Here is a 20,203-nt window from a genome sequence, read left to right as displayed (position 1 = left end):
CGGTTCACGTCGCAGCGCAGGGGTGTGCAGCGGACGTGCCCTGCGCGCGCGAGCACGCGGACCGGCTTCTTCTCACGTCGCGACCTGCGTGCGCCCGTGCTCCGACGTCGCCATTCGGTCGGGCACGTGGCGCGCAGTGCCACGCCGTGTCGTTCGTGCGGAGAGCGCGGGGTGGGGTGCTCCAGCACACCGGCACGGGGGACTAGATCTCTCGGGGCCATGCGCGCGACCGCGATCGCGAGGCACGAGAAGGGGCTCGTCCGGGCGGTGCTCGCCGTCCTGCCGCCCGCGATCGTGCTCGTCATCCAGCTCGCGATGTGGAGGCTCTTCGAGCCCTTCGCGTGGTTCTTGTTCGTCCCCGCGCTCTTCCTCAGCGCGCGGATCGCGGGGCCCAACGTGGCCATCCCCATCAACGCGGCGACCACGATCGCGATCTGGTGGTTCTTCGTCCCGCCGTACGGGGCGCTGGGGAAGGACCCGCGCCACTACTTCCCCGCGCTCGTCTTCTTCTCGACGGCGGTCGTGTTCAACGCGTTCCACGAGCGCCTGCGCCGCGCGACCCGGGCGCGCAGCGCCGCGCTCGACGAAGCGCGCCGCGCGCAGGACGAGGTCTCGCGCCTCTACCGCAAGGCGCAGGAGCTCGACGCGCTGAAGAGTCGCTTCGTCGCGACGGTGAGCCACGAGCTGCGCACGCCGCTCGCGCTCGTGCTCGGCCCGCTCGAGCGTCTCTCGCGAGACGGCGCGCTCGACGCGCCCACGCGCCGCGAGCTCGACGGCGCCGCGCGGAGCGCGCGCATCGTGCTCCGCCACGTCGACGATCTCCTCGACGTCGCGAAGCTCGACGCGCGTCGGATGGAGCCCTCGTACGCCGACCTCGATCTCGCGGTGCTCGCGCGCCTGCTCGTCGATCCCTTCTCCACGCTCGCGAAGGACCGGCACATCGAGCTCACCACGCAGCTCCCGCCCTCGCTCCGCGTCGAGGCCGATCCCGAGCAGATGCGCGCGGTGCTCACGAACCTCCTCTCGAACGCGCTGAAATTCACGCCGCGCGACGGACGCGTGCGCATCTCGCTCGTCGAGGATCCCGCGAGGCACCTCGTGGTGCTCGAGGTCGCCGACAGCGGCCCGGGCATCCCTGCCGAGCACCGCGACGAGGCGTTCGAGCGCTTCCATCGGATCGAGCCGCAGGGCCGGCGCGTCGGCGGCACCGGCCTCGGGCTCGCGATCGTGCGCGACTTCGTCGTGCTGCACCGCGGATCGATCACGCTCCACGACGCGACGGAGGGCGGCGTGCTCGCGCGCGTCGAGCTGCCGCGCTTCGCGCCGCCCGGAACGACGCTCCGCGCCGAGCACGTGGCGTCCACCGTCGACGCCGACACCGCGCGCCAGCTCGCCGACGAGATCCGCGCGTCCGAGCCCGGCACTCCGATCGTGCCGAGCACCGGGAGCGGGCCGCTCGTGCTGGTCGTGGAGGACCACCCCGACATGAACCGGTTCATGTGCGAGAGCCTCCCGCCCGGTCATCGCGTCGCGACCGCGTACGACGGCCAGCAGGGCCTCGAGGCGGCGATCGCGCTGCTGCCCGACGTGATCGTCGTCGACGTGATGATGCCGGAGGCGAGCGGCGACGAGCTCGTGCGCGCGGTGCGCGCGGTGCCGGCGCTCGAGCGCACCGCGATCCTGGTCGTCACCGCGAAGGCCGACGACGACCTCCGCGTCCGCCTGCTCCGCGACGGCGCGCAGGACTTCCTGGTGAAGCCCTTCGTCGTCGAGGAGCTGCGCGCGCGTGTCCGCAACCTCACCGCGGCCAAGCGCGCGCTGGACGCCGAGTCGCGGCTCGCGTCGCTCGTCGAGCAGGCGCCCGACGGCATCTTCGTCGCCGATCTCGAGGGCCACTACGTCGAGGTGAACCCGGCGGCGTGCCGCATGCTCGGCTACACGCGCGAGGAGCTGCTCGGCAAGCGGATCGTCGACCTCTTGCGTCCCGAGGACGTGCTGCGCCTCGCCGAGTCGCGCGAGCGTCTCCTCGGCGGTCGCATCGACGACGTGGGCGAGTGGCTCCTGCGCCGCAAGGACGGGACCTTCGTGACGGTCGAGGTGAACGCGCGGATCCCGCCCGACGGTCGATGGCAGGCGGTGGTGCGCGACGTGAGCGAGCGCCATCGCATCGAGGAGGAGCTCCGGCAGCGCGAGGCGGATCTCCATCGTGCGCAGGCGCTCGCGAAGATCGGGAGCTGGCGCATCGACGCCGCGCGCGGCGACATCGTGTGGTCCGACGAGACACATCGCATCTTCGGCGTGCCCGCGGGCACGGTGCTCGACTACGGGGTCTTCCTCTCGGTGGTGCACCCCGATGATCGCGCGTACGTCGATCGGATGTGGCGCGCCACGCTCGACGGCGCGCCCTACGACATCGAGCACCGCCTGCTGGTCGACGGCGAGGTGAAGTGGGTGCGCGAGCGCGCCGATCTCGTGCGCGACGAGCGAGGCCGGATCCTCGGCGGGATCGGGACGACCCAGGACGTCACGGATCGCAAGCGCATCGAGCTCGCGCTGCAGGCCGCGGAGCAGCGCGCGGTCGAGAGCGCCGCTCGCGTTCGCGCGCTCTCCGACGCGGGCGCCGCGATCAACGACGCGGTCGCGCGCCTCCCGGACGCGAGCGTCGAGAGCGTGATGGCGGTGATCGCCGCGCAGGCGCAGCTCCTCGTCCGCGCGATGTACGTCGCGATGGGCGTGGGGACCGAGCATCGGGCACCGCTCGAGCACTGGATCGAGGTCGGGACGATCCCCGAGCACGTGAGCGCCGAGGGGAGGGCGGTGCTCCGCGTCCCGGTTCGTCACCGCGGCAGCATCGTCGGCGACCTCTTCCTCGCTCGCGAGCACGACGCCGAGGCGTTCACCGAGGACGACGAGCGCCTCGTCGATCTGCTCGCGTCGCGCGCCGGTGCGGCGCTCGAGATCGCGCGCCTGTACCAGAAGGTCGCGGTCTCGCGCGCGTGGATGCACACGGTCGTCGATCAGATGCCCGAGGGCGTGCTCCTGCTCGACGCGAAGGGGCGGATCGTCGCCGACAACCGCACCCTGCGCGCGTACGCGCCCGCGAGCGAGAGCGCGGAGGATCCCTTCGGGAACCCGGTGCCGCTCGACCTGCAGCTCCCGAGCGGGCGCGCGATCGCGCCCCAGGAGATGCCCTACGTCGCCGCGATCGAGCGCGGCGAGGGCTTCGCGGGACGCGAGTACCAGGTGCGCCGCCGCGACGACAGCACCGCCGCGGTGCTCGTCGGCGTCTCGCCGGTGGTTTCCGATGCGGGCGCGCTCACCGGCGCGGTGATGATCGTGCAGGACGTCTCGACGCTGAAGGAGCTCGAGCGGCTGCGCGAGGAGTGGACTTCGGTCGTCGCGCACGACCTGCGTCAGCCGGTGAACGTGATCACGCTCGCAGCCGGCATGCTCGACGAGAAACGCGCTCCGCTCCCCGAGGACAAGCGGAAGTGGGCGATCGCCTCGATCCGCCGCGCCGCGGGCACGCTCGATCGCATGATCGGCGATCTGCTCGACGCGTCGCGCATCGAGGCGCGCAGGATCTCGGTCGACCGCCGCGAGGTCTCGCTCGCGACGCTGGTGCGCGACGTCGTCGATCGCGTGCCGGGCGCGGGGCCGCGCTGCGACGTCGACCTCGCGCCGGGCGCGGAGCGCGCCGTGCTCGCCGATCCGGTGCGCATCGAGCAGGTGCTGACGAACCTGCTCACGAACGCGCTCAAGTACGGCGAGCCCGGCGCGCGCATCGCCGTGCGGCTCCTGCCGCGCGACCGCGAGCTCGAGGTGATCGTGACGAACCGCGGCCCCGGCATCCCGCCCGAGGAGATGCCGAAGATCTTCGGGCGCTTCGAGCGCACGCGCGCGGCGCGCGCCGGGCGAGAGCGCGGCATCGGCCTCGGCCTCTACCTCAGCAAGGGCCTGATCGAGGCGCACGACGGACGCATCTGGTTCGAGAGCACGCCGGGCGAGCTGACGAGCTTCCACTTCACGCTGCCCTACGCCCCGCGCGCCGAGGCCGAGATCGCGCACGCCTGATCGCGTCAGGGCACGCGGATCACGATCTTCCCGAAGTGCGTGCTCGCCGCGAGCTTCGCGAGGGCGCGCGGCGCGTCGCGCACCTCGAAGACCTCGTCGACCACCGGCTGGATCGCGAGGCGATCGATCGCGCGCGAGAGGCGCTCGAGCATCGACACCGAGCCGACGTGCATGCCCTCGACGGTCACGCTGCGGAACAGGATCGGCAGCGGATCGATGGTCTGCCCCATCCCCCCGAGCAGGCCGAGCACCGCCACGCGTCCTCCGACGCGCACCGCCTGCAGCGAGCGCGCGAGCGTCGCCGCGCCGCCCACGTCGAGCACGTGATCGACACCCTCGCCCCCGGTCATGCGCAGGACCTGCTCGTGCCACTCCGGATGGGTGCCGGTGTGCACGAGATCGCGCACCCCCATCGTCTGCAGCCGCGCGAGCTTCGCCTCGCTCGACGACGTCGCGATCACCCGCGCACCGCTCGCGAGCGCGAGCTGCGCCGCGAAGAGCGAGACGCCGCCCGTCCCCTGCACGAGCACGCTCTCGCCGGCCACGAGCCGCGATGCGCCCTCGAACACCGCCTGCCACGCGGTCAGCGCGGCGCAGGGCAGCGTCGCGGCCTGCTCGAACGAGAGCGACGCCGGCATCGCGGCGACGGCGCGCGCGGGCAGCACCACGTATTGCGCGAGCACTCCGTCGTTGCGACCGATGCCGAGCGACGCCGACTCGTGCTCCGCGCGGTAGGGCCCGGCGTGCCACGTCGGGTAGTACGCGCTGGTCACGCGCTCGCCGACCCGCAGCCCGGTCACGCCGTCGCCGAGCGCGGCGATCTCGCCCGCGCCGTCCGAGAGCACCACGAGCTGCTCCTTCACCGGACCGCCGTAGAGCCCCTTCGCGATCATCAGGTCGCGGTAGTTCACCGATGCCGCGTGCATCCGCACCAGCACCTGTCCCGGCCCGGGCTCCGGACGCGCGCGCTCGACCAGCGTCCACGCGTCCACACCTGCGCCCGGCTTCCCGATCACGACTGCCTGCATCTCGAGCACCTCCGATGCGCGAGACATGCATTCGTGCGCAGGGATGCGGTAGAACCCGCCAGCGCACGTCACTCGTGCAGAAAGGGAACGAATCGCGCGTGCTGGAGGGCATCGACGGCATCCGCTGTCTCGTGCTGAGCGTCGAGACCGGCAGCTTCGCGGCGGCGGCGCGGAAGCTCGGGGTCACTCCGTCGGCGGTGAGCCGTCGCGTCGCGTTGCTCGAGCGCGAGCTCGGCGTCGCGCTGCTCGCGCGCACCACGCGCTCGCTGCGCCTCACCCACGACGGTCAGGCGTTCCACGATCGCTGCGTGCGTGCGCTCGCGGAGCTCGACGAGGCGCGCGACGCGATCGCCCACGCGAAGAAGCGCCCCTCGGGTCTGCTGCGCGTCGAGACCGCGACGAACCTCGGTCGCACGATCGTCGGTCCCTCGCTGCCGCGCTTCCTCGATCGTCATCCCGACGTGCAGGTCCACCTCACGCTGCGCGATCAGCTCGTCGATCCGGTGGTCGAGGGCGTCGACGTGCTGGTGCGCATCGGACCGCTCGCGAGCTCGAGCCTCATCGCGCGCAAGCTCGGCGAGACGCGGCTGCTGCGCTGCGCGTCGCCGGGCTATCTGCGCAAGCACGGCACGCCGCGCACGCCCGCGGATCTCGCGTCGCATCGCTGCCTCGGATGGCTCGACGCGGGCCGCCCGCGGCCCTTCACGTTCTCGGGGGAGCACGGCACGTACACCCAGGAGATCGCCGGGCCCTGTCACGTGAACGATGCCGACGTGCTCGCGCAGCTCGCGGCGTCGGGGCGCGGCATCGTGACGCTCTTCGACTTCCTCGCGCGCGGCTGGCTCGAGCGCGGCGAGCTCGTCACGGTGCTCGACGAGCACGGGAACGCGTCGTGGCCGATCCACGCGCTCTATCCGCCCAACCGGCACCTCCTGCCCAAGGTGCGCGTGTTCCTCGATCACCTCGCGCGCGTGTTCCGCGAGATCAGTCCAGCTGGAGTGCTCGCTGGCGGAGGGCGTGCGGCGCACGCGGACGGGAGGGCCCTCCGCCGGCGAGCCGATGTTTCGACCCTCACTCCTCGGTCACCGACAGATCACTCGCGCCGCCGGTGAGCTCGATCGACCAGCGATCCGCCGCGCTCTCCCAGCCGCGTGTCGCGAAGCGCGCGGTCGCGCCGAACGAGCCCATGCGCTGATCGTCGAACGCGAGGCTGTTCGCGCCACCGCGGACCACCGCCTGCGCCGCCGCGCCGCGCGGGCGTCGCACCACGACGTGGTTCGCGCCGCCGGTCACGCGCAGCGTCGCGGTGCCGCGCGGCCTCGGCAGGTGGAGCTCGCACTCGCTCGCGCCGCCGGTGATGTCGATCGCGCGCACGTCCACGTCGCGCAGATCCGCATCGAGCTGGGCGACGCCGCCCTTGATCTCGATCGTCCACGGCACCGCGCTGGTGAGCACGAGCTCGGCGCCGAGATCGTGACGGCCGAGCCAGGAGAAGCCCTTGTACTGGAAGGTCACGGTGCCGTCGGGCTCGACGCGCACCTGCGGGCGCTTGCCGTCGAAGGTTGCGCGGTAGAGGTCGCGGATGCGCGCCCCGCGCAGCGTCAGCTTCGGCGCGCCGGACACGAAGCGCAGCCGGCCGCGCTCGGCGCTCCCGATCGGCGCGCGCGTGCCGTCCTCGCTCGCGCGCTCGGCGCTCTCGTCGACCGGCGGCTGCCCGAACGCCGCGATGCCCGCGAGCAGGCGCTCCGCCGCGGTCTCGAGCAGCGCGATGCTGGCGGAGAGCGTCGCGTCGTCGACGCCCGAGAGCGCTTCCACGAGCAGCCGCTCGCGCGACGCTCGGTGCGCGTCGATCACGTCGCGTCGCGCCGGCGCGAGCTCGACCAACACCTGCCGGCGATCGGCCTCGCCGCGGGTGCGCTGCACCCAGCCCGCGCGCTCGAGGCGATCGACGAGCCCGGTGACCGCGCCGGTGGTGATCACCAGCGCCTCGGCGATGCGCCCCGCGGCGATCGGGCCCGACTCGTCGAGCAGGAGCAGCGCCTCGAGATCCGTGATGCCGAGGCCGAGACGATCCGCAGCGGCCTGGCGGAGGCGGCGCTCGGCCTCGCCCACGCGATGGAGCGCGCGCTCGAGCGGCCGGACACGGTCGGACTTGCGGGGACGGGACACGACGGACGCTCGCCTTCTTGACGAGTCGATATCTTAGCCACTAAGATATCGACGGTCAGAGAGTCTGGTTGGGTGAGCGCCAACGCTACCGCGACGCTCTCCCCCCGCCAACCCGAGGAGATCGACGATGAACGAGCCCGGCAGCGACCCCTACCGCACCTCCGCGCGCCCCCCGAGCGAGCCCACCGGCGCGCTCTCGATCCCCTACGACGGCCAGACGCGCATGCGCCTGGTGATCGCGTCCGGCCTCTGCCGCACCCACGTCCGCGTCGACCCGAGCGCCGGTGCGCTGATCGCGCTCGATCCCGGCGTCGGTCCGGTGCCGCGGCTGCGCGTGCACGGCAGCGAGGTGCGCGTGTCGTGGCCGATGTCGGCGACCGACTGGCTGCACGCGCTCTTCATCGGTGAGCGTGACGAGCTCGCGATCGTGCTGCACCCGGCGGTCGCGTGGTCGCTCTCGGTGCGGGGCGGCGTCTCGTCGCTCACCGGCGAGCTCACGCGCGCCACCCTCACTGCCATCGAGGTCGGCGGCGGGTGCAGCGACGTCGAGCTCGATCTGCCGCGCCCCGCGGGCATCGTGCCGATCCGCATCTCGGGCGGCGCGAGCCGGCTGCGGGTGCGACGCCCCGTCGAGGTCGGGGTCGCGGTCTCGGTGCACGGCGGCGTGTCGTCGCTGCGGCTCGACGACCGTCGCTTCGAGGCGATCGGCGGCGCGGCGCGCCTCGAGTCCGCGGGCCTGGTGCGCGGCGCCGACGGCTACGAGATCGACGTGAGCGGCGGCGCGTCCGACGTGGAGATCGCATGAAGCGCGCGATCGTGATCGGCGCGGGCATCGCGGGGCCGTGCGCCGCGCTCGCCCTCGCGCGCGCCGGGATCGCGGCGACGATCTACGAGACCTACGAGCCGAGCGCGTCGCTCGCGGCTGGTGCGTGGCTCACGGTCGCGGTGAACGGGCTCGACGCGATGCGCACCATCGGGGTGCACGAGCAAGTGAAGGCGGCGGGGTTCGCGTCGCGCGCGATCGAGCTCTGCAGCGGCACCGGTCGCGTGCTCGGCACGGTGCCGATCGGCGGCACGCTCCCCGACGGCACCGTGACCCACACGCTGAAGCGTGCGGACCTCTACCGCATCGTCTCGGAGGAGGCGCGGCGCCGCGGGATCGAGATCGTGCACGGCAAGCGCTTCACCGGCGCGACCATCACGCGCGGTGGCCGCGTGGTCGCGTCGTTCGACGACGGGGACGGTGTCGAGGGCGACGTGCTGATCGGCGCCGACGGGCTTCGCTCGCGGGTGCGCGAGGTGATCGATCCCGGCGCGCCGCGTCCTCGCTACAACGGGCTCCTCGACGTCGGCGGCTTCACGCGTTCGGCGTCGGTCGAGCTCGCGCCGGGCACGTACCGGATGATCTTCGGGCACCGCTGCTTCTTCGGGATCACGGTGAGCCCCTCGCGCGAGATCTGGTGGTTCGCGAACCCCGCGCGCGCCGAGGAGCCCACGCGCGAAGCGCTCGCGAGCCACGACTGGAGAGCGCATCTGATCGAGCTCGCGTCGGCGGATCGCACTCCGCTCGCCGAGGTGATCGCGGCGACCGAGGGCTCGCTGATCGCGAGGAGCCAGTACGACGTGCCGCGCGTGCCGACCTGGTCGCGCGGGCCGATCGTCGTGATCGGCGATGCAGCGCACGCTGCGTCGCCGTCGTCGGGGCAGGGCGCGTCGATGGCGGCCGAGGACGCGGTCGAGCTCGCGCGATGTCTGCGCGACGTCGACGACGTGCCCGGTGCGCTCGCGGCCTACGAGTCGCTGCGTCGCGCGCGGGTGGAGCGCGTCGTCGCGCACGGCGCGAGGACCGGCAGCGCGAAGACCCTCGGCCCGGTCGGGCGCTGGGCGCGCGATCTGGTCATGCCGTGGGTGCTGCGGATGCAGAGCGAAGAGGCGAACGAGCGCTCGCTCGCGTGGCTCTTCCGGCACCGCATCGAGTGGGACGCCGCGGTCGCCTGATCACTCGCACGCGCGGAGCCGCTTCTCGAGGAACCGACGCTCCGCATCGCTGCGCGCGAGCACCAGCGCGTTCCGCAGATGAGCGCGTGCGGCAATGCGATTGCCTCGGCGCAGCTCGAGCTCGCCGAGCGCCGCGGGCAGGAACGGATATCGCGCGAGCCGCTCGCGATCCACGATCGCGTCGATCGCGTCGATGCCATGCTCGGGCCCGTCGCGCTGCGCGATCGCGATCGCACGGTTGAGCGCGATCACCGGGGAGGGCGCGATCGCCATCGCACGATCGTAGAGCGTCACGATCGTGCTCCAGTCGGTCTCGTCGAGCGTGCGCGCGCTCGCGTGCAGCGCGGCGATCGCGGACTCGAGGTGGTACGTCGTGACGTCGTGCCCGCTCGCCGAGCGCTCGAGCAGCGCGAGGCCCTCGGCGACGAGGCGCGCATCCCAGCGGGCGCGATCCTGATCGGCCAGCGCGATCGGCACGCCGGTCTCGTCCATCCGCGCCGGCAGTCGCGCGGCGTGGAGACACATCAGCGCGCCGAGCGCGTGGGTCGCCGGCGTCGCGGTGCGCGGATGCTCGCCGAGGAGCGCGGCGAGCTGGATCGCCTCGGCGCACAGCTCGACGCGCACCGGGCTCTCCGACGCGCCGTGGTAGCCCTCGTTGAACAGCACGTAGAGCGCGCGCTGCACGGTCGGCTGACGCGCTCCCAGCTCGGCGTCGTCGAGATCGAAGAGCGTGCGCGCGCTCGCGAGCACCTTCTTGCCGCGCGCGATGCGCTTCTCGATCGCGGCGCGCCCGGTGAGCAGCGCGCTCGCGATCTCGCTCGCGCCGAACCCGCAGAGCAGGTTCAGGATCAGCGCGATCCGCGCCTCCTCGGGCAGCCGCGCGTGGGCGCACGAGAACATCATGCGCAGCTGCTCGTCGCGGATCGTGTGCGGGGCGAACGCCTCCTCGACGAGCTCGTCGTCGAGGAGGCGCGCGAGCTCGGGCGCGAACGTGCGCGCGGTGCGCTCGCGGCGCATCACGTCGAGCGCGCGGTGCTTCGCGGTCGCGGTGAGCCACGCCGACGGATTGTCGGGCACACCGCGCGTGCGCCACACCTCGAGCGCGCGGCAGAACGCGTCCTGCACGACGTCCTCGGCGAGCGCGAGGTTGTGCACGCCGAAGACGCGCGTCAGCGCGGCGACCAACCGCGCCGACTCGCGCCGGAAGAGGTGCGCCTCGAGCTCCACGCGCTCACGTCATGTGCGCGATCACCGGGCGGATCTCGACCGAGCCTCCGCCCGCCAGCATCGGGCATCCCTTCGAGAGCTCGACCGCCTGCGCGATGTCGCGCGCCTCGATCACGATGAAGCCCGCGACGAGATCCTTCACCTCGACGTAGGGCCCGTCGGTCACGACCACGTCCTTGCCGCGCACCACGCGCCCGTCTCGCTCGAGCGGCAGACCACCGCTCTTCAGGTGCCCGCCCGCTTCGAGCTCGCGCGTCCACGCGAGCCACTTCTGCATGCTCTGCTGCGCGCGCTCGGGCGTGCCCATCGCCTCGCGCTGCGCCGCATCGCTCGCGCGGAAGAAGAAGACGAACTCGCTCATCACATCTCTCCTCGGCGGGTGTAGCGCAGCATGACGTTGCCCGATCGGTACGCCTTCGTCTCCTGCAGCGCGAGGTGCGACGAGCGCGACGCGCCGTCGAGCCACGGCCGCCCGCGCCCGAGCAGCACCGGGCACACGATGATCTGGTACTCGTCGATCAGCCCGTGCTCGGTCAGCGCCGACACGATCGAGCCGCTGCCGAACACGATCACGTCCTTGCCGGGGCTGCGCTTGAGCGCCTCGATCTCGCGCGGATCGAACGCTCGCACCAGCTTGGAGTTGCGCCACGTCGGCTTCGCGAGCGTCCGCGAGAACACCCACTTCGTGGCCTCGTCGATCATGCGCCCCATCGCGCGCATCTCGTCGGAGCGGCGCCCCGGCTCGTGGGGATCTTCGTCGCTCGGCGCCGCCCCCTCGGCCGGTCGCCACGCCATCTCGAACATCTCGAAGGTGCGGCGGCCGAGCAGGATCGTGTCGAAGCGCGGGATCGCGGAGACCGCGTCGCGATCGAGCTCGGGATCCGGCACCGCCCAGTCCAGGCTGCCGTCGGGGCGCGCGAAGTATCCGTCGGTGCTCACTCGCTCGAACGTCACGATGCGTCGCATGGGGCTCCTCGCCTCGGCGTCTCGCGCGGGATCGTCCCGCGTCGCGCGCCGTCGATCCCTCGACGTTCGAGCCGGCCCGCGCCGGACAATTTTCTCTCTTCAGGGCTCGCGGCGGGAGCGCCGGGCGGCGGCCTTGGGGCGCGCGGTGCGGCGCTCGGCCGGGAGATCGGCGAGGCACGCCAGATCTTCGAGCCACGCGATGTAGCTGCCCACGTACCCGGGCGCGATCGCGACGAGCTCGTCCAGCGCCCGGGCCGCGACCGCCGCGCCGTTGTAGGGGCCCGCAGCTTCGGGGACCTGCTCGGCCGCGCGCGTCGACGCCGCAGTGGCGCGGATCTCGGAGACGATCTCGACCGAGCGCTCGTCGGTGCGCACCCGCGGCGGACGCGCGTGCGCGCGTGCAGCGAGCGCCTCGCGCCACGCGCTGTCGTCGGGCGGGCTGGGAGGCTCGGGGACGATCACCGGCGTGCGCTCGCGGTAGCCATCGAGGAGCGCCTCGGCGCGTGCGAGGAGGCGCGCGCGACCGTTCGCGGGCAGCGACTCGGCGCGCTCGATCAGCGTGCGCACGAGCGCGAGCCCCTCGACGTCACCGGTGCCCTCGGCCTCGACGAGGCGGAGTCGCGCCGCGAGCTCGTCGCTCACGGCGCCCCTCCGACCAAGCGCGGCACCGGCGCGATCTCGACGCGCCGGTTGCGCGCGCGGTTCTCGTCGGTGTCGTTGGGCGCGACCGGATGCGTCTCGCCGAAGCCCGCGCCGAACACACGATCGCTCGGCACACCCGCCGCGATCAGCGCGCGCACGACGGTGAGCGCGCGCTCCGCGGAGAGCTGCCAGTTGTCGCCGTCGGCGGCGCGCCGCGGAAGATCGTCGGTGAACCCGCTCACCATGATCATCGCGTCGTGCGCGCCGAGGTACGTGGCGAGCGGCGGTGCGACGTCGGTGAGCACCGAGAGACCCTCGGGCTTGAGCGCCGACGAGTTCAGATCGAAGAGCACGCTTCCGCGGATCCCGATGCGCCCATCGGTGAGGCTGATGCGCCCCGCCGCGAGCGGGCCCGCGAGCGCGCGCTCCAGCGCGGCGAGCCGCTCGCGCTCGGCCTCGGCGCGCGCACGGTCGGCCTCGGCCCGCGCGCGCTCCTCCGCAGCACGCGCGCGCTCGTCGCGCAGCTCCTCGGCGGTGCCGACCTCGAGCACGACCGCCCACGTGAAGAAGAGGGCGAACATGCCGAAGAGGCACGCCATCATGTCGCCGAACGCCGGCCACACCGGCGCGCGCTCGCCGTCCTCTTCTTCGTCAGGCGCGAACACGCGTGGTCTCCGCCGCGCCCTGCCCGCGGCCTCGCAGCGCGCGCAGCTCCGCGAAGAGCTCGCGCTGCACCTCGAGCGAGTGCTCGAACACCTCGCGCGTCTGATCGAGATAGTCGGTGAGCAGCTCGATCGCGGCCTTCTTGCCCGCTTGATCGACCGCGCCGTCGAGCCCGGCGAGCGCGCCGAGACACGCAGCGCTCGCCTCGCGATAACGATCCACCGCGCCGGTGAACACCTCCGCGACCGCGCCCATCTCGACGCCGCTCGCGCGGAGCAGGCCCGCCGTGTCCTCGACGAGCGAGCGAGTCGCCGCGAGCCCCTGCGCGAGACCTTCCGCGTGCTGCTCGAGCAGCGCGACCAGGCGCGCCGCCGACGTTTCCTGTGCCGCGAGCCAGCGCGCCTCGATCGCGCTCTGCCGCTCCGCCTGATCGTCGAGCACGCGGCCCGCGCGCGTCGAGACCTGCTCGGCCGCCTGCGCGAGCCCCGAGAGCACGGCCTCGGTGCGCTCTGCCTGCGCTCGCTCGGCGGCCTCGTGCGCGGCGATCCAGCGCGTCTCGAGCTCGCCCTGGCGCTCCGCGTGCGCGGTGAGCACGTCGCCCGCGCGCGTCGAGACCTGCTCGGCCGCCTGCGCGAGCCCCGAGAGCACGGCCTCGGTGCGCGCGGTCTGCGCTCGCTCGGCGGCCTCGCGCGCGGCGATCCAGCGCGTCTCGAGCTCACCCTGGCGCTCTGCGTGCGCGGTGAGCACGTCGGCCGTGCGCGCCGAGACCTGGTCCGCGGTCTGCGCGAGCCCGGCGAGCACCGCTTCGGCACGCGCGGCCTGGGCGCGCTCCGATGCCTCGCGCAGCGCGATCTCGTCGCGCGTCGCGCTCACCACGCGCTCGGCCGCCGCGCTCGCCGTCTCGGCACGGCGCGCCGCCTCCGCGAGCATCGCCCCCGTCGTCTCGGTGAGCGCCGCTGCGTGATCGCGCAGGACCACGTCGAGTGCCACCGCACGATCCGCAGCCTCGCGCGCCGCATCGCGCTGCATCGCGCTCATGCGCTCGAGGTGCGTCGCGAGCGCCGCGTCCACCGCCTCGACGTGCCGCTCCAGCCGCGTGAGCGCGTGGGCCTCCGCGCTCGCCAGCGCCGACATGCGGGCGTCGATCGTCTCCTCACGGGCTCGCTCGCGCGCGAGGCTTCGCTCGGCCTGTGCCTCGAGCGCCGCGCCCGTCGCTTCCAGCGTGCGGTCGAGGCGCGCCCGCGTGGTCTCGAGCTCACCCGCGAGCGCTTCGATCATCGCGCCGACCGTCGTGGTGGTCGCCGCGAGGCGCGCCTCGAGATCGTCGCTCGTCTTCTGGGTGCGCGCGCCGAGCTGCTTCGCGAGCGCGTCGATGCTCGCGCCGAGCCGCGCGTCGAGCGAGGTGAGGCTCTCACTCAGCGCGCCCTGCAGCTCTCCGAGCACGCGCGCGCCTTCGCGCGCCACTCGATCCGCGCTCTGCCCCGCGACCTCCGACCACGCGTCGGCGAGCGCGGCGTCGCGTGCTCGCCGCGTCTCGGCCTCGCGCTCGACGATCCGCGTCCAGTCGTCGAGGCGCTCCCGCGTCACGTCCGACGCGCGCGCCACCGCGCGATCCAGCGCCGGCGTGAGCGCCTGCTCGATCGCGCGCGCCACGTCCGCGACACCGCTCGACACGTCCGTGCGCAGCGCGGCCGCCGTCTTCTCGATCGCCGCGCTCGCGCGCGCGGCCGCCGCCGCCGACTCCGCGTTCTGTCGCACCAGCGCCTCGAGCACCGCGATCTGTCGCTCCGCGATCGTCAGCGGCCCGAGCGCGTCGTCGGCGTAGCCGTGCACCGCCGTCGCGAGCGCGGCCTCGTCGCGGCGCGCGAGCACCGACGCGAGGCCGAGCATCGCCGATGCGCAGAGGCCCGCGGCCGACGTGCCGAACGCGCGGCTCAGGCCGAGCATCGGCGTCGCGAGCGCATCGCGCAGCGCGTCGATGTCGCCGCTCGCACCGAGCGCCTCGCGGGCACCGCGCAGCGCGTCGACGAGCCCGAGGAAGGTCCCGAGCAGACCGACCATCACCAGGAGCCCGACGAGATACGACGCGAACCCCGCGCTCGGGATCGTCGCGCGCACGCCGCTCAGCCGTGCGCGCAAGACGGTGCGCAGCGGCGCGCTCGTCGCGTCGATCGCCTCGATCGTCGCGGGGCTCGGCAGCCGCGCGAGCTCGCCCTCGATGCGCTCCACCCGCGCGACGCGCCCGAGCAGCTCGACGATGCCGAACGCCAGCCCTGCCGCGATCAACAGCGAGAGCGCGAACGCGACGCGATCGACGTCGAGATAGAACGCCGCGGTGCGCGCCGCGACCAGCACGCCGATCACGCCCGCGCCGACGATCCCGAGGCGCGTGCCCCGGTGGCTCTTCGGTCTCGCGCTCATGCGAGCCGCTCACCCAGCGTGTTGCGCACCAACATGTCGAGGCGCGCGCGCTCGTGCAGGAACGACGCGACCACGAACGCCTCGCAGCGCGCGACGTGCTCGCCGACCGGCCCGCGCGCGCTCGCCCACGCCGCGAGCGGCACCTCGTCGCACGGCTTCGGCAGCGCGAGCACCGCGACCTCGAGGTCCGCCGCGAACGCATCGCGCATCGCGACGATCGCGCGCGAGAAGAGCGCATCGGATCGCACCGACGTCGCCTGTGCGAGCGCCGCATCGAGCTGCTCGAGACGCGCCGCGCTCGGCGCGCTCGCGGCGATCGTCGGCGCGATCTCGCGACGCACCTCCGCGACGAGCTGCCGCACCGCGGTGATCCTCCGCGACATCTGCGCCTCGAGCGGCGCGAAGAGCTCGTGCGCCGCGCTCGCGATCGCCTTGCGCTGTCGCGTCGCGGGCACCCCCGCGCGCTCGAGGAAATGCGCGATGCGCTCCGGCGCGCCGAACGACGCGCCGGTCCGAGGATCCGAGAGCGGCCGCCGCACCTCGCGCTCCGCGCTCTCGAGCCGGCGCCGCGCGATCGTGATCGCCTCCGCGGGCGTCCACCCCGCGCTCGTGGTGGCTGGCGGTGTCTCGAGCGCCTGCGCGAGCTGCACCGCGCCTTCGAAGTCGAGGAGCGCGGGCAGGAGCTCCGCCCCGTGTCGCGATCGCACGGGCAACGATCGCCGGAGGGCGGCAGTCGCGCTCGCGAGCGGCCGGCGGGGGGACACGGGGCGATGGAACAGCGGGCCCAAGCGCCGCTGCTTAGCGGACATCGCCACCGCCGCGCAACGTGGACGGCCCCTCCGCGTCACGCCGAGGCCCGCATTTCCAGGGTGCGACGCGCGATCCCGGACGCGGCACGGGGCCCCGACCCTGCAGCGGGGCGATCGTCCCGGCGCCCGATCGGACGCCTCTTGTGGCTCCGGGGTAGGCCTCTATCTCAGCCGTGATGGAGCCCATCGATCACGAGCGAGCACCGGAGACGGACGAGCGCGACGACGACTGGGATCCTCCGACCTTCGTCGAGATCCGGATGGACGCCGAGATCGGCGCATACCAGAGCGACGAGCCCACTGACTAGGCCGCGCGTGCTCGTCCGAGTCCTCGGCGCCGCGGCGGGAGGCGGCTTCCCGCAATGGAACTGCGGCTGCCCCCAGTGCGAGGGCGTGCGCGCCGGGACGATCCGCGCGACCCCGCGCACCCAGGAGTCGATCGCGGTGAGCGCGAACGGCGAGCACTGGATCCTCGTGAACGCGTCACCCGACGTGCGAGCCCAGATCGAGTCGTTCCCGCCGCTCCATCCACGGCCCCCGCGACGCACGCCGATCGCAGCGGTGGTGCTCACCAACGCCGATCTCGATCACTGCCTCGGGCTCCTCACGATGCGCGAGGGAACGCGCCTGTCGGTGCTCGCGACCGAGACGGTGCGCCGCGCGTTCGTGGAGGACAACGTGCTCTGCCGCGCGCTCGATCGGATCGAGTGGGTCTCGCTCGTGCCCGGCGCGACCCGCGAGATCGCCGGGCTCTCCATCGAGGCGTTCTCGGTGCCCGGCAAGCCACCGCGGTATCGCGAGGGGCTCACGCGACCGTCGGACGACGACAACGTCGGTCTCCTCCTCGGCGAAGGCGGGCGCCTCCTCGGATACGCATCGTCGGTGCGTGCGTGGAGCGACGGGCTCTCGCTCGCGCTCTCCCGCGCGGCGTGTGTGCTCGTCGACGGCACCTTCTGGTCCGACGACGAGCTGATCCGACTCGGGTGCTCGACCCGCCGAGCGCGCGACATGGGCCATCTCCCGATCGGCGGCGAGGACGGACTCCTGCGCTCCGCACGAGGTGTGGAGTCGGCGCGGCGCATCTTCATCCACGTCAACAACACGAATCCGATCCTCGTCGAGACCTCGCCCGAGCGCGCCGAGGTCTCCGCCGCGGGCTGGGAGGTCGCGTGGGACGGAATGGAGATCGCGTTGTGACCTCCCGTGAAGCGTTCATCGCCCGCCTGCGCGAGGAGGGCCGGAGTCGATATCACCACCGCCATCCGTTCCACGTCGCGATGCACGCCGGCGCGCTGAGCCCGGCGCAGCTGCGCCATTGGGTGGCGAATCGATATTATTATCAGACGCGCATCCCGCTGAAGGACGCATTGATCGTCGCCAAGTCGGAGAGCGTCGTATTCCGTCGTGCGTGGCTGCGGCGGATCCACGAGCAGGATGGTGACGACGTCGAGCGCGGCGGCCTCGAGCTCTGGCTGCGGCTCGCGGAGGGCGTGGGGCTCGATCGCGACGACGTGATCGCGCATCGACACGTCGTGCCGGGCGTGCGATTCGCGTGCGACGACTACGTCTCGTCGGTCGCACGCTGGAGCCTCGTCGAGGCGGTCGCGTCGTCGCTCACCGAGTGCTTCGCGCCCGACCTGATGAGCGCACGAATCGCGGCGTGGGAGCAGCATTATCCGTGGGTCGGCGCCGACGCGATCGCGTATTTCCGCACCCGTGTGCCCGCGGCGCGCCGCGACGCCGACGAAGCGATCGAATTCGTCGCCTCCCACGCGACGACCGTGGAGCTCCAAGAGCGCTGTGTCGCGGCACTGGTGCGCAAGACCGAGATCCTCTGGCACGTCGTCGAGAGCATCTCGGCGACCTGCGCGGAGAGCTGACGTGCGCCCGAGGCTCGCGCGCAAGGCTCGACTGCGTCGCGATCCGATCACCGGCGAGCCCCTGCTGGTCGCGCCCGAGCGAGGGCTCCTGTTGAGCCCGACCGCCGCGCGGATCGTCGGGCTCTGCGACGGTGAGCGCACGCTCGCGGCGATCATCGACGTGCTCGCGCGCGGGCACGATCGCGATCGTGTGGCTCGTGACGTCCACGTCTTCCTCGACGCGCTCACCCAGCGCGGCCTGATGACCTGGGACCGTCGATGACCGATCCACATCGACCGTTCACGCTGATCGCGGAGCTCACGTATCGATGCCCGCTGCGATGCGGGCATTGCTCCAACCCGCTCGACTGGGCGCAGCGCCGCGACGGGCTCGACACCGCGTCGTGGTCGCGCGTCTTCGCCGAGGCCGCGGAGCTCGGCGTCGTCCAGGTCCACCTCACCGGCGGCGAGCCGCTCCTGCGGCGCGACCTCCCGACCCTGATCGCAGCAGCCCATCGACTCGAGCTCTACACGCACCTGGTCACGTCCGGTGTTCCACTCTCGCGCGAGCGACTGTGCGCGCTGCGCGACGCCGGTCTCGACGCGATGCAGCTCTCGCTGCGCGACGCCGACGACACGCGCGCCGATCGCATCGCCGGGGCGCGCGTCGCCGCGCACAAACGCGAGGTCGCGGCGTGGGCGCGACATCTCGACATCCCGCTCACGATCAACGTGGTCCTCCGTCGCGACAACATCGACGGAGTGGACGCGTCGATCGCGCTCGCCGAAGAGCTCGGCGCCGATCGCCTCGAGCTCGCGAGCACGCAGTACCTCGGCTGGGCGCTCGTCAATCGACGCGCGCTGCTGCCTTCACACGCCCAGATCGCACGCGCGAGAGCGAGCGTCGCCGCAGCGCGAGCGCGTCTCGCCGAGCGTATGGAGATCGTGTTCGTGCTGCCCGACCATCATGCCGGCGCACCGCGCGCGTGCATGGACGGCTGGGCGCGCCGCTTCGTCGTCGTGAGCCCGGACGGGCTCGTGCTCCCGTGTCAGGCCGCGCACACGATCCCCACGTTGAGGTTCGAGCGCGCAGGAGCGGATCGATCACTCCGCGAGATCTGGCGCAGCTCACCCGCGCTCGATGCGTTCCGCGGGGAGGCGTGGATGCCCGAGCCGTGTCGCGGCTGCGAGCGTCGCGCGATCGATCACGGCGGATGTCGCTGCCAGGCGTACCACCTCACCGGAGACGCCGGCGCGACCGATCCCGCGTGCGCGCGCTCTCCGATGCACCACGTCGTGACGAGCGCGCTCGACGGCGCGCCCGCCCTGGTGCAGCTGCGCACGCGCCGCTGATGAATGGAGCGCGCGACGGCGCTTCCGAAGCGTTCCCTCTGGACTTCGATGCAAGATGCATCTAAGATGTCCGTCATGGAACGCGAGACGCTCGGTGTGGTGGTCGCGAGGTTCCAGACACCGGAGCTCCACGACGGCCATCGTCATCTCCTCGAGGTCGTGCAGTCGCGCCATCCGCGGCTGCTCGTCGTGCTCGGAACGCCGCGCACCTACGTCCCCACCGCGAAGAACCCGCTCGACTTCGCGACTCGACGCGAGATGGTGCGCGCTCGTCATCCGCTCGCGCTCGTCGCCGAGCTGCCCGATTGCCGCGACGACGCGATGTGGTCTCGCGCGCTCGACACGATCGTCGCGCACCACGCGGCGGTGGGCGAGGCCGTGCTCTACGGATCACGCGACAGCTTCATGCGCTTCTACTCGGGCGTGCATCGGTGCGAGGAGGTCGATCCCATCGAGGACCTGTCCGCGACCGCGCTGCGCCTCGAAGCGGTCACGCACCCCGCGACCACCGGCGACTTCCGGCGCGGCGTCATCTACTCCGCGACGACACGTCCTCCGGTCGTCTATCAGACCGTCGACGTCGCGATCACCGATGGCGACAAGCGTCGGGTGCTCTTCGCCGCGAAGCGCGAGGACGCCGGCCTGCTCCGGTTCCTCGGCGGGTTCGTGCTGCCCGGAGACGAGTCGCTCGAGGCCGCGGCGCGGCGCGAGGCGATCGGTGAGTCGGGCGGACTGGAGATCGGCGCGCCGATCTATCTCGGATCGGCGCGAATCGACGACTGGCGCTATCGCACCGGGCCCGATCGGATCACGACCGCGCTCTTCGTGGCACCGTATCTGTTCGGGCGTGCGACGGGCGCCGACGACGTCGACGAGAACGTGTGGGTCTCGGAGCACGACGTGACGAGCGGCGCGATCTCCGCGAGGCTCGTCCCCGAGCACCGAGGACTGGGTGAGATGCTCGCGACGCACTTGCGAGCACGGAGGTGATCAC

The 20,203-nt window shown here is 72.9% G+C and carries 19 protein-coding genes; 10 read left to right on the top strand and 9 right to left on the bottom strand.

Annotated elements, in window-relative coordinates; all coding sequences use genetic code 11:
• The first annotated feature begins 219 nt into the window (after positions 1-219).
• On the top strand, positions 220-4,074 hold the full coding sequence (locus I5071_RS25600) for an ATP-binding protein (protein ID WP_236515455.1): 3,855 nt from the start codon (positions 220-222) through the stop codon (positions 4,072-4,074).
• A 5-nt stretch (positions 4,075-4,079) separates the two neighbouring features.
• Here I5071_RS25600 and I5071_RS25595 read toward each other — a convergent pair whose 3' ends face one another.
• Complete coding sequence (locus I5071_RS25595) at positions 4,080-5,129, bottom strand: zinc-dependent alcohol dehydrogenase family protein (protein ID WP_236515454.1); 1,050 nt, start codon at positions 5,127-5,129, stop codon at positions 4,080-4,082.
• 71 nt (positions 5,130-5,200) lie between these two features.
• On the opposite strand from I5071_RS25595, the gene I5071_RS25590 reads away from it, so the two are divergent.
• A complete protein-coding gene (locus I5071_RS25590) occupies positions 5,201-6,214 on the top strand; it encodes a LysR family transcriptional regulator (RefSeq protein ID WP_236515453.1) in 1,014 nt (337 codons plus the stop codon).
• Here the strand turns inward: I5071_RS25590 and I5071_RS25585 are convergent.
• Entirely contained in the window at positions 6,174-7,271 is a 1,098-nt protein-coding gene (locus I5071_RS25585) for a MarR family winged helix-turn-helix transcriptional regulator (protein WP_236515452.1), read from the bottom strand. The two genes, I5071_RS25590 and I5071_RS25585, sit on opposite strands and share 41 nt — an antisense overlap.
• A gap of 127 nt (positions 7,272-7,398) precedes the next feature.
• On the opposite strand from I5071_RS25585, the gene I5071_RS25580 reads away from it, so the two are divergent.
• Positions 7,399-8,076, top strand: a complete 678-nt coding sequence (locus I5071_RS25580; RefSeq protein WP_236515451.1) for a hypothetical protein — start codon at positions 7,399-7,401, stop codon at positions 8,074-8,076.
• On the top strand, positions 8,073-9,269 hold the full coding sequence (locus I5071_RS25575; protein ID WP_236515450.1) for an FAD-dependent monooxygenase: 1,197 nt from the start codon (positions 8,073-8,075) through the stop codon (positions 9,267-9,269). Before I5071_RS25580 ends, I5071_RS25575 begins: the two co-directional genes overlap by 4 nt.
• Here the strand turns inward: I5071_RS25575 and I5071_RS25570 are convergent, their stop codons facing one another.
• From I5071_RS25570 to I5071_RS25540, 7 genes are all read right to left on the bottom strand, one after another.
• Positions 9,270-10,496 carry an RNA polymerase sigma factor gene (locus tag I5071_RS25570; protein ID WP_236515449.1) on the bottom strand — a complete coding sequence of 409 codons (1,227 nt, stop codon included), beginning with the start codon at positions 10,494-10,496 and terminating at the stop codon, positions 9,270-9,272.
• A gap of 4 nt (positions 10,497-10,500) precedes the next feature.
• Positions 10,501-10,857, bottom strand: a complete 357-nt coding sequence (locus I5071_RS25565) for a YciI family protein (protein ID WP_236515448.1) — start codon at positions 10,855-10,857, stop codon at positions 10,501-10,503.
• Positions 10,857-11,462 (bottom strand): dihydrofolate reductase family protein, encoded by a 606-nt coding sequence (locus I5071_RS25560; RefSeq protein WP_236515447.1) that lies wholly within the window; start codon positions 11,460-11,462, stop codon positions 10,857-10,859. Before I5071_RS25560 ends, I5071_RS25565 begins: the two co-directional genes overlap by 1 nt.
• 99 nt (positions 11,463-11,561) lie before the next feature.
• Positions 11,562-12,104 carry a DUF2894 domain-containing protein gene (locus I5071_RS25555; protein ID WP_236515446.1) on the bottom strand — a complete coding sequence of 181 codons (543 nt, stop codon included), beginning with the start codon at positions 12,102-12,104 and terminating at the stop codon, positions 11,562-11,564.
• Entirely contained in the window at positions 12,101-12,769 is a 669-nt protein-coding gene (locus tag I5071_RS25550) for an OmpA family protein (RefSeq protein ID WP_236515445.1), read from the bottom strand. Before I5071_RS25550 ends, I5071_RS25555 begins: the two co-directional genes overlap by 4 nt.
• Positions 12,756-15,188 (bottom strand): hypothetical protein, encoded by a 2,433-nt coding sequence (locus I5071_RS25545; protein WP_236515444.1) that lies wholly within the window; start codon positions 15,186-15,188, stop codon positions 12,756-12,758. Before I5071_RS25545 ends, I5071_RS25550 begins: the two co-directional genes overlap by 14 nt.
• Positions 15,185-15,895 (bottom strand): DUF3348 family protein, encoded by a 711-nt coding sequence (locus I5071_RS25540; RefSeq protein WP_236515443.1) that lies wholly within the window; start codon positions 15,893-15,895, stop codon positions 15,185-15,187. Before I5071_RS25540 ends, I5071_RS25545 begins: the two co-directional genes overlap by 4 nt.
• A 278-nt stretch (positions 15,896-16,173) precedes the next feature.
• Here I5071_RS25540 and I5071_RS46665 point away from each other — a divergent pair, with 278 nt between their 5' ends.
• The 6 genes from I5071_RS46665 to I5071_RS25515 all read left to right on the top strand — a co-directional run bounded on the left by I5071_RS46665 (position 16,174) and on the right by I5071_RS25515 (position 20,199).
• A complete protein-coding gene (locus I5071_RS46665; protein WP_268921144.1) occupies positions 16,174-16,305 on the top strand; it encodes a hypothetical protein in 132 nt (43 codons plus the stop codon).
• Between the two features lie 7 nt (positions 16,306-16,312).
• The gene (pqqB, locus tag I5071_RS25535) at positions 16,313-17,194 is read left to right on the top strand and encodes a pyrroloquinoline quinone biosynthesis protein PqqB (RefSeq protein WP_236515442.1); all 882 of its coding nucleotides are present in this window, start codon (positions 16,313-16,315) and stop codon (positions 17,192-17,194) included.
• Complete coding sequence (gene pqqC, locus I5071_RS25530; protein WP_236515441.1) at positions 17,191-17,877, top strand: pyrroloquinoline-quinone synthase PqqC; 687 nt, start codon at positions 17,191-17,193, stop codon at positions 17,875-17,877. The genes pqqB and pqqC overlap by 4 nt, the downstream gene beginning before the upstream one ends.
• Before the next feature lies 1 nt (position 17,878).
• A complete protein-coding gene (gene pqqD / locus I5071_RS25525) occupies positions 17,879-18,139 on the top strand; it encodes a pyrroloquinoline quinone biosynthesis peptide chaperone PqqD (RefSeq protein ID WP_236515440.1) in 261 nt (86 codons plus the stop codon).
• Positions 18,136-19,209 carry a pyrroloquinoline quinone biosynthesis protein PqqE gene (pqqE, locus tag I5071_RS25520; protein WP_236515439.1) on the top strand — a complete coding sequence of 358 codons (1,074 nt, stop codon included), beginning with the start codon at positions 18,136-18,138 and terminating at the stop codon, positions 19,207-19,209. Before pqqD ends, pqqE begins: the two co-directional genes overlap by 4 nt.
• Before the next feature lie 75 nt (positions 19,210-19,284).
• A complete protein-coding gene (locus I5071_RS25515) occupies positions 19,285-20,199 on the top strand; it encodes an NUDIX domain-containing protein (protein ID WP_236515438.1) in 915 nt (304 codons plus the stop codon).
• Positions 20,200-20,203: the final 4 nt, after the last annotated feature.

Source organism: Sandaracinus amylolyticus (assembly GCF_021631985.1).
GTDB classification, from domain to species: domain Bacteria; phylum Myxococcota_A; class Polyangia; order Polyangiales; family Sandaracinaceae; genus Sandaracinus; species Sandaracinus amylolyticus_A.
Note: the sequence above shows the minus strand (reverse complement) of the source record. Positions and strands in the feature narration are given on the sequence as shown.

Coding starts and splice junctions, on each gene's coding strand:
- I5071_RS25580 (WP_236515451.1), top strand. CDS start 7,399: ATGAACGAGCCCGGCAGCGACCCCTACCGCACCTCCGCGCGCCCCCCG.
- I5071_RS25565 (WP_236515448.1), bottom strand. CDS start 10,857: ATGAGCGAGTTCGTCTTCTTCTTCCGCGCGAGCGATGCGGCGCAGCGC.
- I5071_RS25515 (WP_236515438.1), top strand. CDS start 19,285: ATGGAACGCGAGACGCTCGGTGTGGTGGTCGCGAGGTTCCAGACACCG.
- I5071_RS25575 (WP_236515450.1), top strand. CDS start 8,073: ATGAAGCGCGCGATCGTGATCGGCGCGGGCATCGCGGGGCCGTGCGCC.
- I5071_RS25600 (WP_236515455.1), top strand. CDS start 220: ATGCGCGCGACCGCGATCGCGAGGCACGAGAAGGGGCTCGTCCGGGCG.
- I5071_RS25545 (WP_236515444.1), bottom strand. CDS start 15,188: ATGAGCGCGAGACCGAAGAGCCACCGGGGCACGCGCCTCGGGATCGTC.
- I5071_RS46665 (WP_268921144.1), top strand. CDS start 16,174: ATGGAGCCCATCGATCACGAGCGAGCACCGGAGACGGACGAGCGCGAC.
- I5071_RS25595 (WP_236515454.1), bottom strand. CDS start 5,129: ATGTCTCGCGCATCGGAGGTGCTCGAGATGCAGGCAGTCGTGATCGGG.
- pqqE (WP_236515439.1), top strand. CDS start 18,136: ATGACCGATCCACATCGACCGTTCACGCTGATCGCGGAGCTCACGTAT.
- I5071_RS25560 (WP_236515447.1), bottom strand. CDS start 11,462: ATGCGACGCATCGTGACGTTCGAGCGAGTGAGCACCGACGGATACTTC.